At 70.8% G+C, this 24,544-nt stretch carries 23 protein-coding genes; 10 read left to right on the top strand and 13 right to left on the bottom strand.

Going from position 1 to position 24,544, the window contains the following annotated elements:
• Nucleotides 1–7 precede the first annotated feature (7 nt).
• Both MQP27_RS18865 and MQP27_RS18860 read right to left on the bottom strand, forming a co-directional pair.
• Complete coding sequence (locus MQP27_RS18865; RefSeq protein ID WP_242766353.1) at nucleotides 8–346, bottom strand: DUF3817 domain-containing protein; 339 nt, start codon at nucleotides 344–346, stop codon at nucleotides 8–10.
• Between the two features lie 46 nt (nucleotides 347–392).
• A complete protein-coding gene (locus MQP27_RS18860) occupies nucleotides 393–902 on the bottom strand; it encodes a MarR family winged helix-turn-helix transcriptional regulator (protein WP_242766352.1) in 510 nt (169 codons plus the stop codon).
• A gap of 171 nt (nucleotides 903–1,073) precedes the next feature.
• Here MQP27_RS18860 and MQP27_RS18855 point away from each other — a divergent pair, with 171 nt between their 5' ends.
• Nucleotides 1,074–2,066 (top strand): glycoside hydrolase family 6 protein, encoded by a 993-nt coding sequence (locus tag MQP27_RS18855; protein ID WP_242766351.1) that lies wholly within the window; start codon nucleotides 1,074–1,076, stop codon nucleotides 2,064–2,066.
• A gap of 21 nt (nucleotides 2,067–2,087) precedes the next feature.
• Here MQP27_RS18855 and glxA read toward each other — a convergent pair whose 3' ends face one another.
• The 7 genes from glxA to MQP27_RS18820 all read right to left on the bottom strand — a co-directional run bounded on the left by glxA (nucleotide 2,088) and on the right by MQP27_RS18820 (nucleotide 8,841).
• Entirely contained in the window at nucleotides 2,088–4,043 is a 1,956-nt protein-coding gene (gene glxA / locus MQP27_RS18850; protein WP_242766350.1) for a radical copper oxidase GlxA, read from the bottom strand.
• 4 nt (nucleotides 4,044–4,047) lie between these two features.
• A complete protein-coding gene (locus tag MQP27_RS18845; protein ID WP_242766349.1) occupies nucleotides 4,048–5,832 on the bottom strand; it encodes a glycosyltransferase family 2 protein in 1,785 nt (594 codons plus the stop codon).
• Between the two features lie 133 nt (nucleotides 5,833–5,965).
• Nucleotides 5,966–6,616 (bottom strand): TetR/AcrR family transcriptional regulator, encoded by a 651-nt coding sequence (locus MQP27_RS18840; RefSeq protein ID WP_242766348.1) that lies wholly within the window; start codon nucleotides 6,614–6,616, stop codon nucleotides 5,966–5,968.
• Nucleotides 6,613–7,293: a DUF4166 domain-containing protein gene (locus MQP27_RS18835; protein ID WP_242766347.1), complete on the bottom strand. Its 681-nt coding sequence runs from the start codon at nucleotides 7,291–7,293 to the stop codon at nucleotides 6,613–6,615. Before MQP27_RS18835 ends, MQP27_RS18840 begins: the two co-directional genes overlap by 4 nt.
• On the bottom strand, nucleotides 7,290–8,051 hold the full coding sequence (locus tag MQP27_RS18830) for a hypothetical protein (protein ID WP_242766346.1): 762 nt from the start codon (nucleotides 8,049–8,051) through the stop codon (nucleotides 7,290–7,292). Before MQP27_RS18830 ends, MQP27_RS18835 begins: the two co-directional genes overlap by 4 nt.
• Nucleotides 8,052–8,206: 155 nt before the next feature.
• Nucleotides 8,207–8,500, bottom strand: a complete 294-nt coding sequence (locus tag MQP27_RS18825) for an MTH1187 family thiamine-binding protein (RefSeq protein WP_062715249.1) — start codon at nucleotides 8,498–8,500, stop codon at nucleotides 8,207–8,209.
• Complete coding sequence (locus MQP27_RS18820; protein WP_242766345.1) at nucleotides 8,497–8,841, bottom strand: DUF3817 domain-containing protein; 345 nt, start codon at nucleotides 8,839–8,841, stop codon at nucleotides 8,497–8,499. The genes MQP27_RS18825 and MQP27_RS18820 overlap by 4 nt, the downstream gene beginning before the upstream one ends.
• Before the next feature lie 159 nt (nucleotides 8,842–9,000).
• Here MQP27_RS18820 and MQP27_RS18815 point away from each other — a divergent pair, with 159 nt between their 5' ends.
• From MQP27_RS18815 to MQP27_RS18800, 4 genes are all read left to right on the top strand, one after another.
• Nucleotides 9,001–9,633: an AIM24 family protein gene (locus MQP27_RS18815; RefSeq protein WP_242766549.1), complete on the top strand. Its 633-nt coding sequence runs from the start codon at nucleotides 9,001–9,003 to the stop codon at nucleotides 9,631–9,633.
• Between the two features lies 1 nt (nucleotide 9,634).
• Entirely contained in the window at nucleotides 9,635–10,285 is a 651-nt protein-coding gene (locus tag MQP27_RS18810; protein ID WP_242766548.1) for an AIM24 family protein, read from the top strand.
• 2 nt (nucleotides 10,286–10,287) lie between these two features.
• Nucleotides 10,288–11,079 carry an AIM24 family protein gene (locus MQP27_RS18805; protein ID WP_242766344.1) on the top strand — a complete coding sequence of 264 codons (792 nt, stop codon included), beginning with the start codon at nucleotides 10,288–10,290 and terminating at the stop codon, nucleotides 11,077–11,079.
• Nucleotides 11,080–11,171: 92 nt separating this feature from the next.
• A complete protein-coding gene (locus MQP27_RS18800) occupies nucleotides 11,172–11,648 on the top strand; it encodes a MarR family winged helix-turn-helix transcriptional regulator (protein ID WP_242766343.1) in 477 nt (158 codons plus the stop codon).
• Nucleotides 11,649–11,671: 23 nt separating this feature from the next.
• Here the strand turns inward: MQP27_RS18800 and MQP27_RS18795 are convergent, their stop codons facing one another.
• The 3 genes from MQP27_RS18795 to MQP27_RS18785 form a co-directional block, all read right to left on the bottom strand.
• Complete coding sequence (locus MQP27_RS18795) at nucleotides 11,672–13,231, bottom strand: MFS transporter (protein WP_242766342.1); 1,560 nt, start codon at nucleotides 13,229–13,231, stop codon at nucleotides 11,672–11,674.
• A 207-nt stretch (nucleotides 13,232–13,438) separates the two neighbouring features.
• The gene (meaB, locus tag MQP27_RS18790) at nucleotides 13,439–14,395 is read right to left on the bottom strand and encodes a methylmalonyl Co-A mutase-associated GTPase MeaB (protein ID WP_242766341.1); all 957 of its coding nucleotides are present in this window, start codon (nucleotides 14,393–14,395) and stop codon (nucleotides 13,439–13,441) included.
• 38 nt (nucleotides 14,396–14,433) lie between these two features.
• A complete protein-coding gene (locus MQP27_RS18785; protein ID WP_242766340.1) occupies nucleotides 14,434–15,633 on the bottom strand; it encodes an acetyl-CoA C-acetyltransferase in 1,200 nt (399 codons plus the stop codon).
• A gap of 148 nt (nucleotides 15,634–15,781) precedes the next feature.
• Between MQP27_RS18785 and mce the strand changes: the two genes are divergently transcribed.
• From mce to MQP27_RS18770, 3 genes are all read left to right on the top strand, one after another.
• A complete protein-coding gene (gene mce / locus MQP27_RS18780; RefSeq protein ID WP_242766339.1) occupies nucleotides 15,782–16,222 on the top strand; it encodes a methylmalonyl-CoA epimerase in 441 nt (146 codons plus the stop codon).
• Nucleotides 16,223–16,431: 209 nt separating this feature from the next.
• Nucleotides 16,432–20,343: a polarized growth protein Scy gene (scy, locus tag MQP27_RS18775; RefSeq protein ID WP_242766338.1), complete on the top strand. Its 3,912-nt coding sequence runs from the start codon at nucleotides 16,432–16,434 to the stop codon at nucleotides 20,341–20,343.
• 182 nt (nucleotides 20,344–20,525) lie between these two features.
• Nucleotides 20,526–21,461, top strand: a complete 936-nt coding sequence (locus tag MQP27_RS18770; RefSeq protein ID WP_242766337.1) for a coiled-coil domain-containing protein — start codon at nucleotides 20,526–20,528, stop codon at nucleotides 21,459–21,461.
• A 53-nt stretch (nucleotides 21,462–21,514) separates the two neighbouring features.
• Here MQP27_RS18770 and MQP27_RS18765 read toward each other — a convergent pair whose 3' ends face one another.
• A complete protein-coding gene (locus MQP27_RS18765; protein ID WP_242766336.1) occupies nucleotides 21,515–22,084 on the bottom strand; it encodes a TetR/AcrR family transcriptional regulator in 570 nt (189 codons plus the stop codon).
• 103 nt (nucleotides 22,085–22,187) lie between these two features.
• Between MQP27_RS18765 and MQP27_RS18760 the strand changes: the two genes are divergently transcribed.
• Nucleotides 22,188–23,564: a DHA2 family efflux MFS transporter permease subunit gene (locus MQP27_RS18760; RefSeq protein WP_242766335.1), complete on the top strand. Its 1,377-nt coding sequence runs from the start codon at nucleotides 22,188–22,190 to the stop codon at nucleotides 23,562–23,564.
• Between the two features lie 9 nt (nucleotides 23,565–23,573).
• Entirely contained in the window at nucleotides 23,574–24,542 is a 969-nt protein-coding gene (locus MQP27_RS18755) for an ABC transporter ATP-binding protein (RefSeq protein WP_242766334.1), read from the top strand.
• Nucleotides 24,543–24,544 lie beyond the last annotated feature (2 nt).

Below are 24,544 nucleotides of genomic sequence, written 5' to 3'. Positions count from 1 at the left end.
GTGTGGGCTACGCCTTCGCGACGGCCGGGGACTGGTCGGCGACCGCGCCCTCCAGCTCGTGGGTGATCTTGCGCTCGACGAAGAAGGCGGCCGTTGGAATCGTTCCTGCAAGCAGGACCCAGAGCTGCTTGCCGACCGGCCACTTCGCCTTGGAGCCCAGGTCGAAGGCGAAGATCAGGTAGACGACGTAGAGCCAGCCGTGGGCGATGGCGACGACGCGGGTGAAGTCCGCCGCACCGTCGATGTCCAGGCCGTACTTGGCGATCATGCTCAGGCACAGCAGCACCAGCAGGACACCCGTGACGTAGGCCAGGACGCGGTAGCGGGTCAGCACGCTCTTCTTCATGCCGTCGAGCGTAACCGCCGGTTCCGGGAGATCTTGGGCCGGGTGGTCAGTCCTCGTCGAAGTCGCTCGCCGCCACCCTCAGCGGGCGCAGCATCGCGAAGATCTCGGCGCATTCCTCCGCGTCGTAGACGCCCAGGCCGAAGTCCATCGCCATCAGGTCGCGCGTGGCCGACTCGACGACCTCGCGGCCCTTGTCGGTGATGACCGCGAGGGTGCCGCGGCCGTCGTTCGGGTTGGGGCGCTTGGCGACCAGGCCGGACTTGACCAGGCGGTCGACCGTGTTCGTCACCGACGTGGGGTGCACCATCAGGCGCTCGCCGATCTTCGACATGGTCAGCTCGCCCTCCTTGGAGAAGGTGAGCAGCACCAGCGCCTCGTACCGCGCGAACGTGAGCCCGTACGGCTTCACCACCGCGTCGACCTCGGCGAGCAGGATCTGGTGCGCGCGCATGATCGAGGTGATGGCCGCCATGGACGGCACGTTCCCCCAGCGCTGCTTCCAGAGTTCGTCGGCGCGGGCGATGGGATCGAAGGGGAGACTGAGCGGCTTCGGCACGCCATCGACCTTACCGGCCGGTCACATGGTGGTCAGCCCCGTCTCGCCTTTCGGTCCGAGCCGTCCACCCGGCCTCCATCGAGGTCATGTCGGTTCCGGCCGCCCCCATGGCGTTGTGTCACGATTGGCGACAAATCGTCACTGAACGTCACCCTCGCCCAAGGGAGCGGCATGTCCCGGCTGATCCACACCTTCGCGACTCTCGCACTCCTCGGGCTCGCGGCGGGCTGCTCGTCCGGATCCGGCGTCGACGAGGCCTCCGTCGCGGGCGCCGCCTCCACGAGCCCGGACACCTCGACGCCCTTCTGGGTCGACCCGGCGAGCAACGCCGCCGAGCAGATCCAGATCTGGCGGCGGGAGGGCCGGACCAAGGACGCCGAGCTGCTCGCGAAGATCGCCGACGAGCCGGCCGCGCTGTGGCCGGCCGGCGAGATCGACCCCGGCCCCGTGGTCCGCGCGGCCACCGCGTCCGCCACCTCCGAGGGCCGTACGGCGCTCTTCGTGGCGTACGACATCCCGCACCGCGACTGCGGCCAGCACTCGGCGGGCGGCGCGGCCGACGCGGACGCCTACCGGGCCTGGATCGGGAAGTTCGCGGAGGCGCTCGGGGACAGCAAGGCGCTGGTGGTCCTGGAGCCGGACGCCGTGTCCCACATCGTGGACGGCTGCACGCCCGCCGAGTACCACGACGAGCGCGAGCAGCTGCTGAGCGAGGCGGTCGTCCGGCTGAAGCAGCAGCCGAACACGAAGGTCTATCTGGACGCGGGCAATCCGTCCTGGATCCGCGAACCGTGGAAACTGGTCGAGCCGCTGAAGCGGGCCGGCATCGAGAAGGCCGACGGCTTCTCGCTCAACGTCTCCAACTTCCAGACGAACGAACGCACCAGGAAGTACGGCCTCCAGCTCTCCGGCGACCTCGGCGGCAAGCACTTCGTCATCGACACCAGCCGCAACGGGAAGGGCCCCCTGCCGGGTGCCTGGTGCAACCCGCCGGGGCGCGCCCTCGGCACCCGCCCGACGACCGACACCGGGGAACCCGCCGTGGACGCCTACCTGTGGATCAAGCGGCCCGGGGAGTCGGACGGCACCTGCGAGGGCGGCCCCGACGCCGGGCAGTGGTGGCCGGAGTACGCCCTGGAGCTGGCACGCAACTCCAAGGCGTAGTCCAAGACGTGGTCCGGGAGTTCACCTGACCTGGATCCACTTCGCCTCCGACGGCGTGCCCTGCGCGTCCGTCACGAACAGCATGTACCAGCCGGGCGGCACCAGGGCCGGGTCCTTCGGTACGTCGACCGTCACCGAGTGGGCGTCCTTGGTCAGGCCCAGCTCGATGGAGCGCTGCTCGACGTCGGTGGTGTGGGTGACCGCGCTGGGCCGCATCAGTCGGGCCTTCACCACCCGGTCGGGGTGGTCCGTCCGGTACGTCGCCCGGTGGTGCTTGTCGAGCTCCTGCGGGCCGTCCTCCAGCACCGGCCGGCTCTTGCCGTACTTGTGCAGCAGAGGCGGCGTGAAGACCTCCATGCGCTGCTCGAAGTGGCCGAGCTTGGTGTTCTGCTGGTCGTCGAAGAGCGGGTCGGAGCCGAAGGTGGCGACCCGGCCGTCGGGGAGCAGCAGCGCCTCGGAGTGGTAGTTGCGGCCGACCGTGGGGGCCGCCGCCTCGTGGAAGGCATTGCTCCTCGGGTCGTAGAACTGCGCCTTGAAAATGTTGCTGGCGCTGCGGCCGCGGTAGTCCTCGGAGCCGTTGGTGGTGAAGACGGAGTCGTCCGGCATGATCACGCTGTTCAGGTAGCGCGTGCCCTGCGGGAGGTTGGGGCCGTCCTCGAAGGCCGGGTTGGCCTTCTTCAGGTCCACGACGGCCGTGCGCGGGGTCGACTTCTTGGACTCGCCGACGCCTCCGCCGCCCAGGATCATCACCTTCTGGTCCTGTGCGGGCGGGAGGAGGAGCGAGGAGGAGGTCTCGGTCTCGTCGGGGTCGCGCAGTCCGGGGACCTTGGTGAAGGTGTTGGTCTTCAGGTCCCACAGACCGGGTTCGCGCCCCTTGTCGGCGGGGCCGTAACCCGCGTTGGAGGCCGGGTAGAAGAGCTTGCCGCCCTTGGTGAGGAAGAGCGCGGGGTAGGTGGGGAAGTAGCGCTTGGGGCCCATCGACCACTTCTTGGTCCTCGGGTCGTAGATCTCGTTGTCGCCCGGGTCGATGACCCCGACGTCGTCGAGGCCCGAGACGGCGAGGACGCGTCCGTCGTCGAGGCCGACCAGCGTCGGGTACCAGCGCGCCTTCCGCATCGGGTCGACGGGGATGTACCGCTCGGCCTTCGGGTCGAACTCGTAGGCGGCGCGGATCCCTTGGAAGTCCTGCTTGCCGAGGGTGATCTTCTCGCTCAGGCCGTAGGTGTTGTTGGCGTCCTTGCCGGTCAGGCCCTCGATGTCGTACTGCGACTGCTTCTCGGTGACCGACAGCGGGCCGGGCTCGGCGGCCTCGACGAAGACCCGGACCTCGCTCGCGGTGACCCTGGTCTGCCAGGGCTGCATGACACCGCGGGCGTTGTAGGTGACCTTGAAGGAGCGCTTGGCCTTGGGGACGGTGACGTCGAACCTGCTGACGTACTCGACTCCGGCGGGCGATCTGAAGCGGGTGCCCTTCTTGAGGAAGATCGCTTTGTCGGGGTTCTCGTTCTTGACCCGCATACCGCCGCCGGCCCGCTTCACCTCGCCGTCGAGGCGCTCGTAGCGGGCCGTGCCGCCGGCCACCAGCAGGCGGCCGTCGGGGAGTTGGGAGTGTCCGGAGCAGAAGAAGTCGTCCGGGGTGGGGATCTTCTTGAAGGTGTCGGTCCTGGGGTCCCACAGGATCGTGTCGAAGGACCCGGCGTCGAACTTCTTCTGCTCGTTGCCCGAACCGGCGACGATCAGCACCTTGCCGGTGTGCAGGAGCGCCGCGTGGATGGCGTTGGTGCGGTACTGCTTCGGGATGTCGACCGTGCTCCAGGAGCCGTACTTGGCCTGGTACTCCGGCTGGGAGATCTCGTACTCGTGGTACTTCTCGCTCGCGAAGTCGAGGGCCGCGGGCGCGTTGAGCCCGGCCAGGATCGCGATGCCGCCGATGCCCAGGACGGTCTTCTTTGTCTTTTGCGACGGCTGGTAGGCCATGACGTCAGTTGCCTCCTGTCGTGGAGCCGGAGACCGGGGAGCCGGCGCCGCTGGTGGCCAGGGCGGGCTCGGCGCCGTCGACGGCCCGTGCGGTGCGATGCAGTGTCTGCCGCTCCCGCCGCTCCTTCAGCAGCGTGGAGCACCACACCCCGACCGGCGCCAGGGCGATCGCCATGGCCAGGACCGCCCAGGTGCGCATGGCCGCGTGGGTGTGGTCGAGGACGACCGAGGCGGCCAGGGAGGTCGCGAGGACGATCGCCCAGAAGACGTGGATACGGAAGGTGAGCAGCCGGTCGGGGCTGGCGTCGGCGCCCTTGGGGGTGACGACGAAGCGGGAGGGACGGCGGATCAGCGCCTCGCCGAAGGACTTGAGGTAGATGGGGGCGGAGAGCGCCGACATCGCCATGCCGGCCAGTCCGCCTGATCCTTCGGGCTCGTGCGGGGAGACGTTGTGCCGGCGGTTCCAGAGGTAGAGGCCGATCTGCAGCGCCGCCGCGTCGCTGTAGAGCATCAGCCAGACGGAGGCGGCGACCTGGGTGCCGGAGGCCCCGAACCAGAGGAACAGGACGCAGCTGAGGATGCCGAGGAACCAGTTGACCGCCGTCATCGGGTAGTAGACGAGCATGAGGGTGTACGAGAAGAGGCGGCCGGGAGGCATCGTGAACGGCGCCTTCCAGTACTGCTTGAGGAGCGTCTCGTACGTGCCGCGCGACCAGCGCATCTGCTGGGTGAAGAAGTCCGTCCAGGACGCGGGGCCCTCGCCGACCGCGAGCACGTCCGGGGTGTAGACGGAGCGCCAGTGGTGCCGGGTGAGGGGGTTGCGGTGCCGGTGGAGCTCGAAGCCGGTGGCCATGTCCTCGGTGATGGAGTCGTAGAGGCCGCCGATCTGTTTGACGGCCGAGATGCGTACGACGTTGTTGGTGCCGACGAACATGGGTGAGCGGTAGCGGTTGCCGGCGCGCTGGATCAGCGCGTGGAAGAGGAACTGCTGCGACTCGGCGGCCTTGGTGACGGGGTTGTGGTAGTTGCCGTACACCTGCGGGCCGACCACGAAGGCGACGTCCGGGTCCCGGAAGTAACCCATCATCCGTTCCAGGAAGTTGGGGAGCGGGACGTGGTCGGTGTCGACCGAGGCGAAGAAGTCGTACTCGTCGCCGTGCATGGCGATCCACGCGTTGTAGTTGCCGTGTTTGGTACGGGCCTTGTGGACGCCCTTGGGGCGGTTCCACTCGGGGACGCCGTGCCGGGTGAAGTGGCGTACGCCCAGCTCGGCGCAGAGCGCCTTGGCCTGCTCGTCGTCGCCCTCGTCGAGGAGCCAGACGTCGAGTGGGCCGGTGTGGGTGATCCGCACGGCGCCTTCGAGGGTGGCGCGGACCATGGAGAGGGGTTCCTTGCCCGGGACGTACGTCGTCAGGAAGGCGACGCGGGTGCCGGGTTCCGGGACGACCGGGACGGGGTCGCGGGCGACCAGGGTGGCGTGGGCGACCGAGGCGACGTTGACGACCATGAACAGTTCGATGAGGCCGATGGCTATGAGCATCGCGATGTCCAGGCCGACCATCCACTCGTCGCCGCCCTCGCGCTCCACCCAGTGGGTGGGCCACACGAGGTAGACGAGCAGGGCCGCGGTGAGTATCGGCGCCAGGCTCATCAGGAGGATCGCGCGTATTCGGTGGGGCTCGCTGGAGAGGAGCGAGGTGTACTGCACCCGGTACGGCCCGCCGGACGGCTCGGTGAGCGGTCCGGCCAGTCTGCTGTGGGTGTCGTAGTCGTAGCCCTCCGGCCGCACAGCGCCCTCCAAGAGGTGAGGAATGATCGGCGATCAAGGCCGATAACCACACACAAGTGGAGATTCGTGGGCGTGTCGAACTGGGGGCGTCCAGGTGGGTGGGTGACTGGGTGGCCGGGGGTGCGGAACCCCTTCAGCGGCGGGTCGTGCGGCGCAGGTGGTGGCGGATCGCCCGCTGGGCCACGGGACCCAGGTCCTCCAGGGCGGCTACGAGGGCGCCCAGTTGTTCCAGGGCGTCCAGGGCCGCGTGTGCTCCGGTCGGGTCCACGCCCTCGTACAGCTCGATGCCGACGAAGGACGCGGCCACGGCGCGGGCCAGGCCGGTGGGGTCGGTGAACTCTCCGAAGGGGGTGTGAGCGAGTACGCGGGTGAGGACCTTCTCGATCTCCGCGATCCAGGTGTCCAGTCCCGCCGCCGTGGCCGGGGCGAGCGGCGGGTTCGTCTGGGCGCCGGCCAGCAGCTGGCCGAGGACGGCGACATGGCCGGCGGCCTTCTCCTCCTCGTGCATCTCCCGCCCGAAGGCGAGGAGTTCGCCCAGGGAGGCGATTCGGTCGAGGCGGTCGCGGTAGCGCTCCACCCGTTGTTCGGTGCCGTAGCGGCAGGCCGCGGCGAGCAGTTCGTCGACCGAGCCGAAGTGGTAGAAGACCAGCGCCTGGTTGACTCCGGCCGTGGCTGCGATCGAGCGGGCCGAGGTCTTCGCGATGCCCTGCTCGGTGAGGGTGCGCAGGGCGCCTTCGAGGAGTTTCGTCTTGGTCTCCAGCGACTTGGCCGTCTCGGGGCTCACGCTCGCGCCTCCTCGCGGACCGGGCGCAGTCCTCGGCGTACGCCGTGGGTGCGGATGTTCTCGTACGTCGCCTCGAAGGAGCCCTCGTAGCCGAAGAGGGGGCCGAAGTACCGGTTCACCACCTGGACTTGGATGCGGAAGCGGGCGGTGTTGTCGTCGTACGACTCGCGCACCTCGGCGGTGGCGCCGATGAGTTCGGGCACGCGTACGTCCACCATGCCCTCCCGGAAGCGGTGTTCGCCGGAGCGGATGAGGAGCGAGCCGTCCGGCTCCGCCGTGAGGTGGAGCTCGCTGGCGAGGTGCTGGTGGGTGCCCAGGTAGTCCAGGATGCGGTCGCCCTTCGGGCTCAGGACCATCTGGGCGTCGAAGCGGCGGGGACGGCCGGGCAGGTCGAAGGTGCGCACGAAGGTCACCGTCTCACGGCCGTGGGTGTCCGTGTACGGGACGTTCTCGATGACGAAGGGGACGGCGCGGCCCGGCGTGGGGACGAGGATGTTGCGGGTGGCGCCGAGGGCGAGGAACGGCTTCACCCAGGGGGCGCCGTGCCAGACGCGGTCCATCACGCCGCGGCCGGTGCAGGCCTCGCCGCTCGCCAGGCCCACCGAGAAGCGGCGCTGGAGCTGAGGGTGGAGACGGTCGAAGTCCGTGCCCATCGCGGTGCGGAAGATCGAGGTCATCGCGGGTCCTCCAGGGTGCGCAGCAGACGGGGTGCACGCACGCGCGTGGGCGGCGTGCGCAGACAGCGGCGGGCGGCCGGGGTGCACGGCAGGGGCGCCTTGAACAGGGCCAGCGAGACGGCCACGATCAGGAGCAGGGGCCAGAGGTACGCCATCGACGCCGCGAGCGGTCCGAACAGGCGCAGGAAGCGCTGCTCGCCGAAGCCCGTGCAGCCGGCCGTGATCACGAGGGTGCGCAGGAGCAGCTCGGCCAGCCAGTTGCGCAGGGCCCGTTCGGGGGTGATCCCGCGCTCCAGCCAGAGGCGGAGGCGGTCGAAGGACCAGGCGGTCGCCCAGCCCATCAGGGGGCGGAAGAGCAGTCGGTCGGCCAGCGTGCCGAAGGTGCCCCAGCGTGGGCGGTAGTCGTAGCCGGTGAGGAAGCGGACGGCGTCGCCGTCGGGCACGTAGCGCCAGTAGCCGCTGCCCTCGGCCAGGAGGGAGAGGGGGTGCGGGGAGGAGAAGCGGAGGGCGGAGGTACGGGTGCCGTCGGGACGCTCTCGCTCCCCCGCCGAGACGCCGGTGCCCGCGATGGTGAGGAAGGGCAGCACGCGCGTGGCGTACCGGAAGTGCTGCGGCTCGTCCTTCACGCGCGGGAGGTAGGTGATCTCGGAGAAGCGGAGGTCCCAGCGCTGGTGGCGGGAGGGCTCCTGGGTGCGGTTCCAGAGGTCGTCGAGGTCGGCGCGGATCCGCGCCTCTATGTAGAGCCCGGTGCGGCTCATGTGATTCCCCCAGGTCAGCGTCTTCTTTGAGTAACTTCTTGAGCGAGTGCTCAAACTGCCTAGACAGGAAGGTACACCTGTTTGAGCGATCGCTCAAACAGCGGGCACGAGAAAACCCCGGCCCGTGTGGGCCGGGGTTCGACTTTCCGGGCCGGCTACTCGGCGAGGTGCCGCTCCACCGTCTCCACCTTGGAGGTGAGGCCGTCGGTGACGCCCGGGCGGATGTCGGCCTTGAGGACGAGGGAGACGCGCGGGGCACGTGCCTCGACGGCGGCGACGGCGCGCTTCACCACGTCCATCACCTCGTCCCACTCGCCCTCGACGCTGGTGAACATCGCGTCGGTGCGGTTGGGCAGGCCGGACTCGCGGACGACCCGGACGGCGTCGGCGACGTACTCGCCCACGTCCTCGCCGACCCCGAGCGGGGTCACGGAGAAGGCGACGATCATGCGTTCACGACCCCTTCCTTGCGGGCGCGGGAGGCGATGACCTCGTCCTCGGCGGCGCGCTTGAGCTTGCGCTCGGCGAAGAAGCCGCCGGTCGGGAGGACGGAGAGGACGAAGTAGAGGGCCGCCGTCTTCAGGGGCCACTTGGTGCGGTTCCAGGCGTCCGCCCAGAAGATCACGTACAGGATGAAGAGGACTCCGTGGACCATGCCCATCACCGGCACCGCGTTGAAGTCCGTGGTCCGCTTCAGCACTGAGCAGACCAGCAGGAGCAGGAAGGACACGGCCTCGGGGGCCGAGACGAGTCGGAGGCGGCGGAGGGCGGTGGCGGTCTTGAGGTCCACGGGTCACCTTCGGTGGGAGACAGGTCGCTCTTTGTGAACGGAAGCACAAGCGTTCGCCCATTGTGACAAACAGTCCACCTAAGGGTGCGGTCAGGGTCCCTCTCCACCCACAGGCCCTGTTCGGCGCACCGGAGCTGCGGCTACCTTCGCAGCGTGGCGATGTTCCGACTTCAAGGCAGCAAGGTGCTCGCCGTCGACATGACCGGGGACGCCGTGAAGGCGAAGAACGGCTCGATGGTCGCGTACGACGGTCAGATGGCGTTCAAGAAGCTGAGCGGCGGGGGTGAGGGCATCCGGGGGATGGTGACCCGGCGGATCACCGGCGAGCAGATGACCGTGATGGAGGTGCGGGGGCAGGGGACGTGCTGGTTCGCCGACCGGGCCTCCGAGATCAACCTCGTGAGTCTCCAGGGGGACAAGCTGTACGTGGAGTCGAGCAACCTGCTCGCGACCGACGCGGGGCTCAGGACGGGTACCAGCTTCACCGGGCTGCGCGGTGCGTCGCAGGGGAACGGGCTGTTCACGACCACGGTTGAAGGGCATGGGCAGGCCGCGATCATGTCGGACGGGCCGGCCGTGGTCCTTCGGGTGAGTCCGCAGTATCCCCTGATCGTCGACCCGGGGGCGTACATCGCCCATCAGGGCAACGTCCGGCAGTCCTTCCAGTCCGGTGTGACCTTCCGCACCTTCCTCGGGGAGGGCGGCGGCGAGGCCTTCCAGATCCGCTTCGAGGGGGACGGGCTGGTGTACGTACAGCCGAGCGAGCGGAACACGATCGCGGGGGATGTGTGAGATGCCCTTCCGCGAGATCAACTCCAAGATGATCGAGGCCACGGTACTGCCCGGCCAGCGGCTGTTCAGCCAGCGCGGCGCGATGCTCGCCTACAAGGGCGAGGTGTCCTTCACGCCCAACATGCAGGGCGGCCAGGGCGGCGTCATGTCGATGATCGGCCGCCGGATCGCGGGCGAGGCGACGCCCCTGATGAGCGTCGAGGGCAGCGGCACGGTCCTGTTCGGGCACGGCGGCCACCACGTCCAGATCATCAACCTCACCGGGGACACGCTCTACGTGGAGGCGGACCGCCTGCTCGCCTTCGAGGGCACGCTCCAGCAGGGCACGATGTTCATGGGCTCGCAGGGCGGGGTCATGGGCATGGTGCGCGGCCAGGTGACCGGGCAGGGGCTGTTCACGACCACGCTCCAGGGGCACGGCTCGGTCGCCGTGATGGCCCACGGCGGCGTCTTCGAGGTCCCGATCACCCCGGGGCGTGCCGTGCACGTCGACCCGCAGGCCTACGTCGCCCACCACGGCGACGTACGCAACAAGCTGTCGACGGCCCTGGGGTGGCGCGACATGGTGGGGCGCGGTTCCGGCGAGGCCTTCCAGCTGGAGCTCAGCGGCAGCGGCACGGTCTACGTCCAGGCCTCGGAGGAGAAGTTGTGAGCATGTACGGGACTCCGGGCGGCCCGACGGTCTTCGACCCCATGACGCTGCCCGTCGACGACAACGTCAACAAGTACACCTTCTGCGTGGAGCTCAAGGGGAGCCAGTGGTTCCTGCAGAAGGGGAAGATGATCGCCTACTACGGCTCGATGGAGTTCAACGGCATCGGGCACGGCCGGCTCGACCGCCTTGTCCGTACGTCATTTCATTCGCCACTGCACGCGAGCGACTGGGTCGTGGCGGAGGGCTCGGGCAAGATGCTCCTCGCCGACCGGGCCTTCGACGTGAATTCGTACGACCTCGACGACGGCAATCTGACCATTCGCTCGGGCAACCTCCTCGCTTTTCAGCCAAGTCTCGCGCTCAAGCAGTCGATCGTGCCGGGTTTTCTGACGCTGATCGGAACCGGAAAGTTCGTGGCCGCATCCAACGGTCCGGTGGTGTTCATGGAACCCCCGATCCGGGTGGACCCGCAGGCGCTCGTCGGCTGGGCCGACTGCCCGTCGCCGTGCCATCACTACGACCACGGCTACATGACGGGCCTGATGGGCGGTCTACGTGCGATGACGGGCCTCGGCGGGGCCTCCGGGGAGGAGCACCAGTTCGAGTTCGTCGGAGCCGGCACCGTGCTGCTCCAGTCGTCCGAGACCCTCATGGCCGAGCAGGCCACGGGGGCCGTTCCGCAGCAGGCCGGGGTGCCCGGCGGCGGGGCCCACACGGGCCCCGCACAGCAATCGGGCACACCGCGCCTTCCCGGACAGCTGGGGGACCTCCAGCGTCGCTTCGGGCTGTGAGCGGTAGTCTGCGGAGTGTGACGTCGAACGTGTGCGCGCCGTCATACCACCCTCACTAGTTCGCCTTTCAACATTTTAGGTAGACTTCATTCATGGAGACCGAGACGGCCACCCGCTGGCTGACCGATGCGGAGCAGTGCGCCTGGCGCACCCACCTGGAGGTCAACAGGCTGTTGACGTACCAGCTCGAGAAGGACCTGCAGCCGTTCGGCCTGACAATGAACGACTACGAGATCCTGGTGAACCTCTCCGAGTCGGAGGACGTACGGATGCGGATGAGCGACCTCGCGTCCGCCACCCTCCAGTCCAAGAGCCGCCTCTCCCACCAGATCACCCGCATGGAGAACGCGAACCTGGTCCGGCGGGAGAACTGCGAGTCGGACCGGCGCGGTCTCTACGCGGTGCTGACCGAGCACGGCATGGAGACCATGCAGAAGGTCGCGCCCCACCATGTGGCGTCCGTGCGGCGGCACTTCATCGATCTGCTGTCCCCCGAGGCCCTGTCGGAGCTCGACAAGGCGCTCAAGCCGATCGCGGAACACCTGCGCGGGCAGCGGGGGCGGCCCTAGGGACCGGGACCGCCCCGACGCCCTCATCGGTGGTCGAGGGCGACGGCATCGAGGACACGGCGAGGGGTGTTCCGTTCGCGGGCTCCCCGCGCCGTGGCCAGGGCGGTCAGCAGGGCCGCCGCGCCCGCCGTCGCGAAGCACGGGCCCGTGGGCAGGGCGTCCACCAGGTGCCCGGCGACGGCGCCGCCGGCCGTGAGGCCCGCGTTGACGGCGGTGTTGACCCAGGTACCGGCCCGGACCCTCGCCTCGGGGGCGGACGCGTTGTCGGCGACGAGGTAGGCCGTGGTCAGCGTCGGCGCCACGAAGAACCCGGCGACCGCGAGGGCGAGGGCGAGCGTGCCGAGGCCGGGGGCGAGCCCCGCGCCGAGCAGCGCCAGCCCCAGGCCGACGGTGCTCAGCGGCAGCCGCGTCCGCGCCGGGACGCTCCAGGCGACGGCCCCGTTGAGCAGCCCGCCCACCGCACTGCCGGCCGACAGCGCGGCCAGCGTCCAGGCCACGGCGTCGTCACCGTGATGCCGCTGCTCGACGAAGGCGACGACGACGAGATCGGCCAGCCCGAGTGCCAGTCCCACACCGGCGACGGCGACGACGGGCTGAAGGACCCGCCGAAGCACACCGGCCGACTGGGCACGCCGAGGGTGCTGAATGCCGCCCTGCACGCCGGTCGGGCAAACCCCGCGCCCGCCGGGCCCCGGAAACAGCCGACGCAACACCCTGCGGCCGCCGACCCACCCAGCAGCCAGCCCATTCCCCGCCTCGAGCCCGGCAGCCAGCCTGTCACGCACCGTCCGCGCCCGCGCCCCTGGCCCGGAAAAGGACCCATTCCCCGCCACCAGCCCGGCAGCCAACCCTTCGCGCACCTCCCGCGCCCACTCCCCCGCCCCGGAAGACCTATCCCCCGCCTCTCGCCCAGCCGCCAACCCGTCACGCGCCTCCCGCACCCGCTCCTCCCGCCCCGCAGGCCCCACCCCGGCCACCGCCGGTGAGGTCACGAAAGCCGCCGTTCCCGTCAGCATCAGGCCCGTTCCGACGGCGAGCCCGGCCGCCGGTGAGGCGGAGCCGACCAGTACGCCTACCAGCAACGGGCCCGAGACGAACAGCAGTTCCTCGGCGACGCCGTCGAGGCTGTACGCGCGCTGCAGCAGCGCCCGGTCCGGGGCGAGTCGGCCCCATACCGCGCGCATGGTGGGGCCCAGCGGTGGTGTGCAGGCGCCCGCCGCGGCCGTCACCGCGCCGAGCACGACCGGGGAGGCCGTGCCTGGACGCCAGATCAGTGCCGTCAGGACGGTCAGCAGGGCGGCGTACGCCGTGACCATCGGGACGAGCGCGGCGCGTGGTCCGTGGCGGTCGATCAGGGACGCCCGTACGGGCGAGAGGAAGACGGCGGCGCCGGAGAACAGCGCCATCACGGTGCCCGCCACCGCGTACGACCCGGAGGAACGGGTCACGGCGAGCATCAGGGAGAGCGGGACGACTCCGTACGACAGCCTGCCGAGCAGTGCGGCGGCGAAGGTGCGGCGGGCGTGCGGGATGCGGAGCACGGCGGCGTACGACGGCCGTCGGGCAACTGACGTGGAAGACACGGCAATTCCTCGACTCGAGGCGGGAAAAGGGGACGCCAAAGGGCCGCGTGCAACGGCTGCGGTCTGTCACCGCTCGCCGGACGCGGCCGGGGCGTGCCCTATGCCAAGAGGAGGTACATGTCGATCAACGTAGCAGCGGGGGGAAGGGGACGACCACGCAATATCCCCGCGGCCATGGCATGTCCGCTGCCGTGGGATGTCCCCGCGTCAGCCCTGTGTCAGGCCCGCCACCAGTTCGTCCGCCGCGCGGTACGGGTCCAGCTCGCCGCCCACGATCCGTTCCGCCAGCGCGCCGAGGCGGCGGTCGCCATGGAGGTCGCCGATGCGTTCGCGCAGGGCCGTGACCGCGATCGTCTCGACCTCGCGGGAGGCGCGGGCGAGGCGGCGTTCCGCGAGGACGCCCCGCTCCTCCATCCAGGCGCGGTGCTTCTCCAGGGCTTCCACGACCTCGTCGATCCCCTCCGCGCGGGCCGCGACCGTCTTGACGATCGGCGGGCGCCAGTCGCCGGGGCGGCGGGACTCGCCGAGGCCCAGCATGTGGTTCAGCTCGCGGGCGGTGGCGTCGGCGCCGTCCCGGTCCGCCTTGTTGACGACGTACACGTCCCCGATCTCGAGGATGCCCGCCTTGGCCGCCTGGATGCCGTCGCCCATCCCGGGGGCCAGGAGGACGACGCTCGTGTCGGCCTGGGCGGCGATCTCCACCTCCGACTGGCCGACGCCGACCGTCTCGACCAGGATCACCTCGCAGCCCGCCGCGTCCAGCACGCGGATCGCCTGCGGGGCGGCCCAGGCGAGGCCGCCCAGGTGGCCGCGGGTCGCCATCGAGCGGATGTAGACGCCGGGGTCGGAGGCGTGGTCCGACATACGGACCCGGTCGCCGAGCAGCGCGCCGCCGGAGAACGGGGAGGACGGGTCGACGGCCAGGACGCCGACCCGCCTGCCCTGCTTGCGGTACGCCGTGACCAGGGCGGACGTGGACGTCGACTTGCCGACGCCGGGCGAGCCGGTCAGGCCGACCACGTACGCGTTGCCCGTCAGCGGGGCCAGTGCCGCCATGACCTCGCGCAGCTGCGGGGACGCCCCCTCCACCAGGGAGATCAGCCGGGCCACGGCCCGCGGCCGGCCCTCCCTCGCCTGGGCGACGAGTGTGGCGACGTCCTGCATCACAGCTCCGTTCCGAGATCGACGTACGTACCGAAGGCTCAGGCCTTGGGTACCCGGACGATCAGAGCGTCACCCTGACCGCCGCCGCCGCACAGCGCCGCCGCGCCCACACCGCCGCCCCGGCGCTTGAGCTCCAGGGCCAGGTGCAGGACGAGACGGGCGCCGGACATGCCGATCGGGTGGCCCAGGGCGATGGCGCCGCCGTTGACGTTCACCCTTTCCGTGGACACCCCGAGGTCCTTGATTGACTGGACCGCGACGGCCGCGAAGGCCTCGTTGATCTCGATGAGGTCGAGGTCCTCGACCTCCAGGCCCTCCTTCTTGAGGGCGTGCAGGATCGCGTTGGACGGCTGCGACTGGAGCGAGTTGTCCGGGCCGGCGACATTGCCGTGCGCGCCGATCTCGGCGATCCACTCCAGGCCCAGCTCCTGCGCCTTGGCCTTGCTCATCACGACCACGGCCGCCGCACCGTCCGAGATCTGGGAGCTCGTGCCGGCCGTGATCGTGCCGTCCTTGGTGAAGGCCGGGCGCAGCTTGCCGAGCGACTCGGCGGTGGTGTCGCCGCGGATGCCCTCGTCCTTGCTGAAGACGACCGGCTCGCCCTTGCGCTGCGGGATCTCGATCGGGGTGATCTCGGCCTCGAAGACGCCGTTCTTCTGGGCGGCCGCCGCGCGCTGGTGGGACAGCGCGGCGATCTCGTCCTGCTCGGGGCGCAGGATGCCCAGGCGCGTGTTGTGCTTCTCGGTCGACTCGCCCATCGGGATGTTCTCCCAGGGGTCGGTCAGGCCGTCGTACGCCATGGCGTCGAGCATCTCGATCGCGCCGTACTTGAAGCCCTCGCGGGACTTCGGCAGCAGGTGGGGGGCGTTGGTCATGGACTCCTGGCCGCCGGCCACGACGACCTCGAACTCGCCGGCGCGGATCAGCTGGTCGGCGAGCGCGATGGCGTCGAGGCCGGAGAGGCACACCTTGTTGACGGTGAGCGCCGGGACGCTCATCGGGATGCCGGCCTTGACGGCGGCCTGGCGGGCCGGGATCTGGCCCGCGCCGGCCTGCAGCACCTGGCCCATGATGACGTACTGCACCTGGTCGCCACCGATCCCCGCACGGTCGAGGGCGGCCTTGATCGCGAAGCCGCCGAGGTCGGCTCCGGAGAAGGACTTCAGCGAGCCCAGCAACCGTCCCATGGGCGTCCGGGCGCCCGCGACGATCACGGAGGTGTTCGTTCCAGAAGACATGAGCTGCGATCCCCTTACCGGCTGCACTGCCGAGGAGTGAACGAGGGTTTACTTCGAGCGTACTGAGTGGCACTCCGTGCCGTCACCGTGCCGTCGATGTGATCGCTCGCACGTTGCGCAACCATCCCGGGAGCGCTGCACTAACAGCATGCTGACGCGAATCGACCACATCGGGATCGCCTGTTTCGACCTCGACAAGACCGTGGAGTTCTACCGGGCCACCTACGGCTTCGAGGTCTTCCACTCCGAGGTCAACGAGGAGCAGGGCGTCCGCGAGGCCATGCTCAAGATCAACGACACGTCCGACGGCGGCGCCTCCTACCTCCAGCTCCTGGAGCCCACCCGGCCGGACTCGACGGTCGCGAAATGGCTGGACAAGAACGGGGAGGGCGTCCACCACATCGCTTTCGGTACGGCGGATGTGGACCAGGACGCGGCCGACATCAAGGACAAGGGCGTACGCGTTCTGTACGAAGAGCCGCGACGCGGCTCCATGGGGTCACGGATCACGTTCCTGCACCCCAAGGATTGTCATGGCGTACTGACAGAACTGGTCACTTCGGCGCCTGTTGAGTCACCTGAGCACTGACCCTCGTACATATGGGCCGGTAGGGTTGGGGTCGGTCGCCGCTCTTCGGGGGGTGATCGCACGCCGGGGTCCGGGTTTCGGGGGACGAGCGTCGGGGCAGCAGCCCATGCTCCGCCGTTGATCTGACACCATTCCCCGGGGGCCCCGTTCGGCGGAGGACGGAGCTCGTATGGGCAGACCTGCGACCAGGGGACGGATGGGACCGCGCAGTGCGGGGCTACGAACGCCAGGAGCGAGAGCAGGCGGCTGACGTCGACCACCTCTCTCGGTTCGAGGCCGAGATGGATCGGCTGAAGACCGAGCGTGAGAAGGCGATCCAGCACGCCGAGGACCTCGGCTACCAGGTCGAGGTGCTGCGCGCCAAGCTGCACGAGGCGCGCCGCACCCTCATGTCCCGGCCCGACTTCGCCGGCGGTGACATCGGCTACCAGGCCGAGCAGTTGCTGCGGAACGCGCAGATCCAGGCCGACCAGCTGCGCCAGGACGCCGAGCGCGAGCTGAGCCAGGTGCGGGCGCAGACCCAGCGCATCCTCCAGGAGCACGCGGAGAACGCGGCCCGGCTCCAGGCCGAGCTGCACCAGGAGGCGGTCACCCGCCGCCAGCAGCTGGACCAGGAGCTCGCGGAGCGCCGGCAGACCGTCGAGTCCCACGTCAACGAGAACGTGGCGTGGGCCGAGCAGCTGCGCGCCCGCAGCGAGTCCCAGGCGCGCCGCCTGCTGGAGGAGTCCCGGGCCGAGGCCGAGCAGGCCATGGCCGCCGCCCGCGCGGAGGCCGAGCGGGTCGCCGCGGAGGCGCGGCAGCGGCTGGAGAGCGAGGCCGAGCAGGCCCGTGCGGAGGCGGAGCAGCTGCTGCGCCGGGCCCGTACGGACGCCGAGCGGCTGCTGAACGCCGCCTCCACGCAGGCCCAGGAGGCCACCGACCACGCCGAGCAGCTGCGTTCCTCCACCGCGACGGAGTCGGACTCCGCGCGCCGGCAGGCGCAGGAGCTGAGCCGGACCGCCGAGCAGCGCATGGCGGAGGCCGAGGAGGCGCTGCGCAAGGCGCAGGCCGAGGCCGACAAGCTGGTCACCGAGGCCACCGCGCAGGCCGAGAAGGCCCTCTCCAGCGCCGAGTCGGCCAACGAGCAGCGCACGCGCACGGCGAAGGAGCAGGTCGCCCGGCTGGTCGAGGAGGCCACCAAGGAGGCCGAGGCCACCAAGTCGGAGGCGGAGCAGGTCGTCGCGGACGCCCGCGCCGAGGCCGAGCGGATCGTCGCGGAGGCCGCCGAGAAGGCCCGTACGATCACCGCCGAGGAGAGCGCGACCCAGCTGTCGAAGGCGGCCAAGACCGCCGAGGACGTCCTCAACCGGGCGCAGGAGGACGCGAAGAACACCACCAAGGCCGCCGCCGAGGAGGCCGAGCGGATCCGCCGGGAGGCGGAGGCCGAGGCGGACCGGCTGCGGGCCGAGGCGCACGACATCTCCGAGCAGCTCAAGGGCGCGGCCAAGGACGACACCAAGGAGTACCGCGCCAAGACGGTCGAGCTGCAGGAGGAGGCGCGCCGGCTGCGCGGCGAGGCCGAGCAGCTGCGGGCCGACGCGGTCGCCGAGGGCGAGAAGATCCGGGCGGAGGCCCGCAAGGAGGCCGTCCTCCAGATCGAGGAGGCCGCCAAGACCGCCGAGGAGCTGCTGGCGAAGGCCAAGCAGGACGCCGACGAGCTGCGCCAGAAGGCCACGACGGACAGCGAGAAGGTCCGCACCGAGGCCATCGAGCGGGCGACCACGCTGCGCCGGCAGGCCGAGGAGACGCTGCAGCGCACCCGGCAGGAGGCCGAGCGGCACCGCGAGGAGGTCGTCGAGCAGGCCGAGGGCATCAAGGCCGCCGCCGAGCAGGCCGCCCGCGAGCTGCACGAGGAGACCGAGCGGGCCATAGAGGCACGCCGGGCGGAGGCCGCCGACGAGCTGACGCGGCTGCACACCGAGGCCGAGGAGCGGCTCGCCGCCGCCGAGCAGGCCCTCACCGAGGCCCGTGAGGAGGCCGCGCGGATCCGCCGCGAGGCCGCCGAGGAGACGGAGCGGCTGCGCGCCGAGGCCGCCGAGCGGATCCGTACGCTCCAGCAGCAGGCCGAGGCGGAGGCCGACCGGCTGCGCAACGAAGCGGCGTCGGACGCGTCGGCGTCCCGGGCCGAGGGCGAGGCCGTCGCCGTACGCCTGAGGTCGGAGGCCGCGGCCGAGGCCGAGCGGCTGAAGTCGGAGGCGCAGGAGACCGCGGACCGGGTGCGGGCGGAGGCGCAGGCCGCCGCCGAGCGGCTCGCCACCGAGGCGTCGGAGACGCTGGCCGCCGCCCAGGAGGAGGCCACCCGGCGCCGCCGCGAGGCCGAGGAGACCCTCGGCGCCGCGCGCACCGAGGCCGACCAGGAGCGCGAGCGGGCGCGCGAGCAGAGCGAGGAGCTGCTGGCCTCGGCGCGCAACCGCGTCGAGGAGGCGCAGGCCGAGGCTCTCCGGCTGGTCGAGGAGGCCGACCGGCGCGCGAACGAGATGGTGTCGGGCGCCGAGCAGCACGCCCAGCAGGTACGGGACTCGGTGTCGGGGCTGCACGAGCAGGCCCAGGAGGAGATCGCCGGGCTGCGCTCGGCCGCCGAGCACGCGGCGGACCGTACCCGGCGCGAGGCGCAGGAGGAGGCGGACCGGGTCCGCGCCGACGCCTACGCCGAGCGGGAGCGGGCCACCGAGGACGCCAACCGGGTGCGGCGCGAGGCCCGCGAGGAGACGGACGCCGCCAAGTCGCTTGCCGAGCGCACGGTTTCGGAGGCGATCGCGGAGGCCGAGCGGCTGCGCGCGGACGCGGCCGAGCACGCCCAGCGGGTGCGCACCGAGGTGTCGGACCTGGTCGCCGAGGCCGACCAGGCCGCCGCGCGCACCCGGGCGGACGCCCGCGAGGACGCCAACCGCATCCGCTCGGACGCGGCGACGCAGGCCGACACCCTGATCACCGAGGCCCGCAGCGAGGCCGAGCGGCTCACCACGGAGACGATCCGCGACACCGACAAGCTGCGCACCGACACCGTCGCGGAGGCCGAGCGGCTGCGCGTGGAGACGGCGGCCGAGGCGGAGCGGGTGCGGGCCGAGGCGGTCGCCAAGGCCGAGAAGCTCATCGCCGACGCCTCCGGGGACGCGGAGCGGCTGCGCGCCGAGGCGGCGGACACGGTCGGACAGGCCCAGCAGCACGCGGAGCGGATCCGCAGCGAGGCGCAGCGGGTCAAGGCCGAGGCGGCGGCGGACGCCGAGCGGCTGGTCAACTCCGCGCGCGAGGAGGCCGAGCACACCCTCGACGAGGCCCGCAAGGACGCGGCGAAGCGGCGCCAGGACGTGGCCGAGCAGGTCGACACGCTCATCACCGAGACCACCGCCGAGGCCGACAAGCTGCTCACCGAGGCGCAGCAGCAGGCCCACAAGACGACCGCCGAGGCGGAGGCGCAGGCCGACGCCATGGTGGGCGCGGCCCGCAAGGAGGCCGACCGGCTGGTGTCGGAGGCGACGGTCGAGGGCAACGCCCGGGTGGAGAAGGCCCGTACGGACGCGGACGAGCTGCTGGTCGGCGCGCGCCGGGACGCCACGGCGATAAGGGAGCGCGCGGAGGAGCTGCGCGACCGGATCACCAGTGAGATCGAGGCGCTGCACGAGCGGGCCCGCCGTGAGTCGGCCGAGACGATGAAGGCGGCGGGCGACCGCTGCGACGCGCTCATCAAGGCCGCCGAGGAGCAGCTCGGGAAGGCCCAGGCGAAGGCCAAGGAGCTGGTCTCGGAGGCCAACTCCGAGGCGGGCAAGGTCCGTATCGCCGCGGTGAAGAAGGCCGAGGGGCTCCTGAAGGAGGCCGAGCAGAAGAAGGCGGCCCTCGTGAAGGAGGCCGAGGAGCTGAAGGCCGAGGCGATCCGCGAGGCCAAGGCCACGGTCGAGGAGGGCAAGCGCGAGCTGGAGATCCTGGTGCGCCGGCGCGAGGACATCAACGCCGAGATCTCCCGTGTCCAGGACGTCCTGGAAGCGTTGGAATCCTTTGAGGCCCCGGCGGCGGGCAAGGACGGTGGCGTCAAGGCGGGCGCCGCGGTCGGCGCCCCTCGTTCGGGTAAGCCGTCGGACAGTTAGTCGACAGGTTAACTCCGGTGCCTTCTGGGGCCTTTGACCAAGTTTTTGGCAAGCCGTCCAAGGGTTAGCCACTCAAAAGGGGTGTCATTCTCCAGATCAAACACGTATCCGCTCGATGACACACCGCTTCGGCCCCTAGGATTCCCCCTATCACCTCACCGGTCTCATTTGACAGGAACCCCATGAGCGACACTTCCCCCTACGGCTTCGAGCTTGTGCGGCGTGGGTACGACCGCGCTCAGGTGGACGAACGCATCTCCAAGCTCGTCTCCGACCGTGACAGCGCTCTCGCCCGCATCACCGCTCTGGAAAAGCGCATCGAGGAGCTCCACCTCGAGACGCAGAACGCCCAGGCGCAGGTGACCGACGCCGAGCCCTCGTACGCCGGTCTCGGCGCGCGCGTCGAGAAGATCCTCCGCCTCGCCGAGGAAGAGGCCAAGGATCTGCGCGAGGAGGCCCGGCGCGCCGCCGAGCAGCACCGCGAGCTCGCCGAGTCGGCGGCCCAGCAGGTCCGTAACGACGCAGAATCGTTCGCTGCGGAGCGCAAGGCCAAGGCCGAGGACGAGGGCGTCCGGATCGTCGAGAAGGCCAAGAGCGACGCGTCCCAGCTGCGTTCCGAGGCCCAGAAGGACGCTCAGTCGAAGCGCGAGGAGGCGGACGCCCTCTTCGAGGAGACCCGCGCCAAGGCCGCGCAGGCCGCCGCCGACTTCGAGACGAACCTCGCCAAGCGCCGCGAGCAGTCCGAGCGCGACCTGGCGTCCCGTCAGGCCAAGGCCGAGAAGCGCCTCGCGGAGATCGAGCACCGCGCGGAGCAGCTGCGCCTGGAGGCCGAGAAGCTGCGCACGGACGCCGAGCGCCGCGCCCGCCAGACGGTGGAGACGGCCCAGCGCCAGGCCGAGGACATCGTGGCCGACGCGAACGCCAAGGCCGACCGGATCCGTTCGGAATCCGAGCGCGAGCTGGCCGCCCTCACCAACCGCCGCGACAGCATCAACGCCCAGCTGACGAACGTCCGCGAGATGCTCGCGACGCTCACGGGCGCGGCGGTGGCCGCGGCGGGCACGCCGGCCGACGACGAGCCGATCTCCCGTGGGGTTCCGGCTCAGCAGTCCCGGTAACCAGCAGCACGGTCAAGGGCCCGTACCGTCTCCCCCGAAGGTGCGGGCCTTTGTCATGCCCTGCGGGTGACCAGGGGCAGGAAGATGTCGTCGACGATCTCCGACATCGTCTGTTCCGTCAGCGGCTCGCTGCGCATCACGATCTCGTTGCGGACCAGGTCCGTGGGCAGGGTCATGATCCGGGGCGGGACGTCGGCCGTGGGGATCTCGCCGCGTGCCGCCGCCCGTTCGAGCAGGGTGGCCATCACGTCTCGCATGATCTCGAAGACCTGGGCCCGCATCGGGCCGATCTCCGCGAGCACGCCGTGCACAACGTCCTGCCCGATGTCCCGCTGGCGCTCCGCCATGAGCCGCAGCACCGCGAGGACGTCCTCGCGCAGCGACCCGGTGTCCGGGACCTGGTCGGTGATCGAGCCGCCCTGCCGGTGGCGCAGCGCGGCGACCACCAGTTCCGCGCGGTTGGGCCAGCGGCGGTAGAGGACCTGCTTTCCGGTACGGGCGCGGGCGGCGACGCCCTCCATGGTGAGCCGGGTGTAGCCGACGGCCTTGAGTTCCGCCCAGGCCGCGTCCAGGAGGTCGGCCTCCAGGGCGGCACCGCGCCGCCGGGTGGTCTCCGCGGGCACTGACCCACCTCCTCCTCAAGAGACCTTGCGTCTCCAATCCCCGGCAGCCTATCGTCGAAGTAAGAGACGGAACGTCTCCTAAATCGCCGTCCGGGGGACCCGTATGCCCAAAACCGAAGAACGCCTCGACCCCGCCGTCCTCAAACTGGCCGGAATCCTCGTCCTCGGCGCCCTCGCGCCGCTGCTCGACAGCACGATCGTGTCGATCGCCATCCACACCCTCGGGCACGACCTGAACGCCTCGACGGCGACCGTGCAGTGGGTGAGCACCGCCTATCTGCTGGCCCTCGCGATGGTCGTGCCGGTCAGCGGCTGGGCCGCCGAGCGGTTCGGGGCACGGCAGGTCTGGCTGGGGGCCCTGACGCTGTTCCTGGCAGGCTCGCTGCTGTGCGCGCTCGCCCGGGACATCGAGTCGCTGATCGCCTTCCGGGTGGTGCAGGGCGTCGGCGGCGGGCTGATGCTGCCGGTGCTGCAGACCCTCGTCATCCGCGCGGCGGGCCGGGAGCGGCTCGGCCGGCTCATGGGCGTGGTGTCGATCCCGGCCGTCGTCGGCCCGATCCTCGGACCCGTCCTCGGCGGCCTGATCGTCGCCCACCTCAGCTGGCACTGGATCTTCTACGTCAACCTGCCGATCTGCCTGCTCGCCATCGTGCTCGCGCTGCGGGGCGTACCCAGGGACGAGGGCACGCGGGCCGCCCGTCTCGACCTGACCGGCCTCGCGCTGGTCTCCCCCGGGCTGGCCGCGCTGATCTACGGTCTCGCCCAGGTCGGCGACCAGGGCGGCTTCGGGCACGCGCGCGTGCTGGTGCCGATGACGGCCGGGGCGCTGCTGGTGGCCGCCTTCGTCGTGCGCGCCCTGCGCGTTGCGCACCCTCTCGTGGATCTACGGCTGTTCCGGGTGCGGTCGTTCGGTGTGGCCTCGGCGCTGACCTTCACGGGCGGGCTGACCCTGTTCGGCGGGATGTTCCTGCTGCCGCTCTACTACCAGCAGGTGCGGCACGAGGGCGTGATCGACGCCGGGCTGCTGCTCGTGCCGCAGGGCGTCGGCGCGCTGCTGGCCCGCACGACCGGCTCGCTCTCCGACCGCGTCGGCCCCCGCCCGGTCGCGGTAACCGGCCTGCTGCTGACCGCCCTCGGCACACTCCCCTTCGCGGCCGGCGCCGACAACGGCTACCTCCTGGGCGCCGCCCTCCTGGTCCGCGGCTTCGGCATGAGCGCGGCCAACCTGGCCCTGCTGGTGGGCGCCTTCCGCGACCTGGCCCCCGCGGACGTCCCGCACGCCAGCTCCGCCACCCGCATCCTCCAGCAACTCGGCGGCTCCTTCGGCACCGCAGTCCTCGCCGTCCTCCTCCAGTACGGCGGCGGCACGGACACGGCGTTCGCGCACACCTTCGCCTGGACGACGGCGTTCACCGTTGTTGCCGCCGCCGTCGGCATCTGTTTGCCCGTCCGGGTGGCACTGGCCCAACCGGCGTCTTAGCGTGGCCGCATGATCCAGCTGGAGGGCCTGACCAAGCGGTACGGCGAGAAGGTGGCGGTCAACAACCTCACCTTCACCGTCAGACCGGGCATCGTGACCGGCTTCCTCGGACCGAACGGCGCCGGCAAGTCGACGACGATGCGGATGATGCTCGGGCTCGACCGGCCGACGGCGGGCGACGTCCGGATCGACGGTCAGCACTACGACCACCTCAAGGATCCCCTCAAGTACATCGGCGCCCTGCTGGACGCCAAGGCCATGCACGGCGGCCGCAGCGCCTACAACCACCTGCTCTGCCTCGCCCAGAGCAACGGCATCCCCAAGAGCCGGGTGGCCGAGGTGCTCGACACCGTGGGGCTCACGGCGGTCGCGAAGAAGAAGGCGAAGGGGTTCTCGCTGGGCATGGGGCAGCGGCTCGGGATCGCCGGCGCGCTGCTCGGCGACCCGCGGATCCTGATGTTCGACGAGCCCGTCAACGGCCTGGACCCCGAGGGCATCCACTGGATCCGCAACCTGATGAAGTCGCTGGCGGCGCAGGGCCGTACCGTCTTCGTCTCGTCCCATCTCATGAGCGAGATGGCGCTGACCGCCGACCACCTGGTCGTCATCGGACAGGGCCGGCTGCTCGCCGACACGTCCATGGCCGACTTCATCGAGCAGAACTCGCGGTCGTACGTCCGTGTCCGCACCCCGCAGCGCGAGCGGCTGCTCGACATACTGCACGAGGCCGGGGTCACCGTCGTCGAGTCCGGCAGCGGGGCGCTGGAGGTGGACGGCGGCAAGGCCGAGCAGATCGGCGAGCTGGCCGCGCAGCACCAGATCGTGCTGCACGAGCTGAGCCCGCAGCAGGCCTCCCTGGAGGAGGCGTTCATGCAGCTGACCGCCGAGTCGATCGAGTACCACGCGCACACCGACACCCCCCAGGACGCGCCGCCCGCGCGGCAGCAGGCGTGGGGCGACGGCTGGAACAGGAGCTGAGC

It is taken from the genome of Streptomyces cylindrosporus (assembly GCF_022698165.1).
GTDB lineage: Bacteria > Actinomycetota > Actinomycetes > Streptomycetales > Streptomycetaceae > Streptomyces > Streptomyces cylindrosporus.
This window is presented reverse-complemented; position numbering and strand designations above follow the sequence as displayed.

Coding starts and splice junctions, on each gene's coding strand:
- MQP27_RS18865 (WP_242766353.1), bottom strand. CDS start 346: ATGAAGAAGAGCGTGCTGACCCGCTACCGCGTCCTGGCCTACGTCACG.
- MQP27_RS18855 (WP_242766351.1), top strand. CDS start 1,074: ATGTCCCGGCTGATCCACACCTTCGCGACTCTCGCACTCCTCGGGCTC.
- glxA (WP_242766350.1), bottom strand. CDS start 4,043: ATGGCCTACCAGCCGTCGCAAAAGACAAAGAAGACCGTCCTGGGCATC.
- MQP27_RS18835 (WP_242766347.1), bottom strand. CDS start 7,293: ATGACCTCGATCTTCCGCACCGCGATGGGCACGGACTTCGACCGTCTC.
- MQP27_RS18830 (WP_242766346.1), bottom strand. CDS start 8,051: ATGAGCCGCACCGGGCTCTACATAGAGGCGCGGATCCGCGCCGACCTC.
- MQP27_RS18825 (WP_062715249.1), bottom strand. CDS start 8,500: ATGATCGTCGCCTTCTCCGTGACCCCGCTCGGGGTCGGCGAGGACGTG.
- MQP27_RS18815 (WP_242766549.1), top strand. CDS start 9,001: ATGTTCCGACTTCAAGGCAGCAAGGTGCTCGCCGTCGACATGACCGGG.
- MQP27_RS18810 (WP_242766548.1), top strand. CDS start 9,635: ATGCCCTTCCGCGAGATCAACTCCAAGATGATCGAGGCCACGGTACTG.
- MQP27_RS18805 (WP_242766344.1), top strand. CDS start 10,288: ATGTACGGGACTCCGGGCGGCCCGACGGTCTTCGACCCCATGACGCTG.
- MQP27_RS18800 (WP_242766343.1), top strand. CDS start 11,172: ATGGAGACCGAGACGGCCACCCGCTGGCTGACCGATGCGGAGCAGTGC.
- meaB (WP_242766341.1), bottom strand. CDS start 14,395: ATGCAGGACGTCGCCACACTCGTCGCCCAGGCGAGGGAGGGCCGGCCG.
- MQP27_RS18785 (WP_242766340.1), bottom strand. CDS start 15,633: ATGTCTTCTGGAACGAACACCTCCGTGATCGTCGCGGGCGCCCGGACG.
- mce (WP_242766339.1), top strand. CDS start 15,782: ATGCTGACGCGAATCGACCACATCGGGATCGCCTGTTTCGACCTCGAC.
- MQP27_RS18770 (WP_242766337.1), top strand. CDS start 20,526: ATGAGCGACACTTCCCCCTACGGCTTCGAGCTTGTGCGGCGTGGGTAC.
- MQP27_RS18760 (WP_242766335.1), top strand. CDS start 22,188: ATGCCCAAAACCGAAGAACGCCTCGACCCCGCCGTCCTCAAACTGGCC.
- MQP27_RS18755 (WP_242766334.1), top strand. CDS start 23,574: ATGATCCAGCTGGAGGGCCTGACCAAGCGGTACGGCGAGAAGGTGGCG.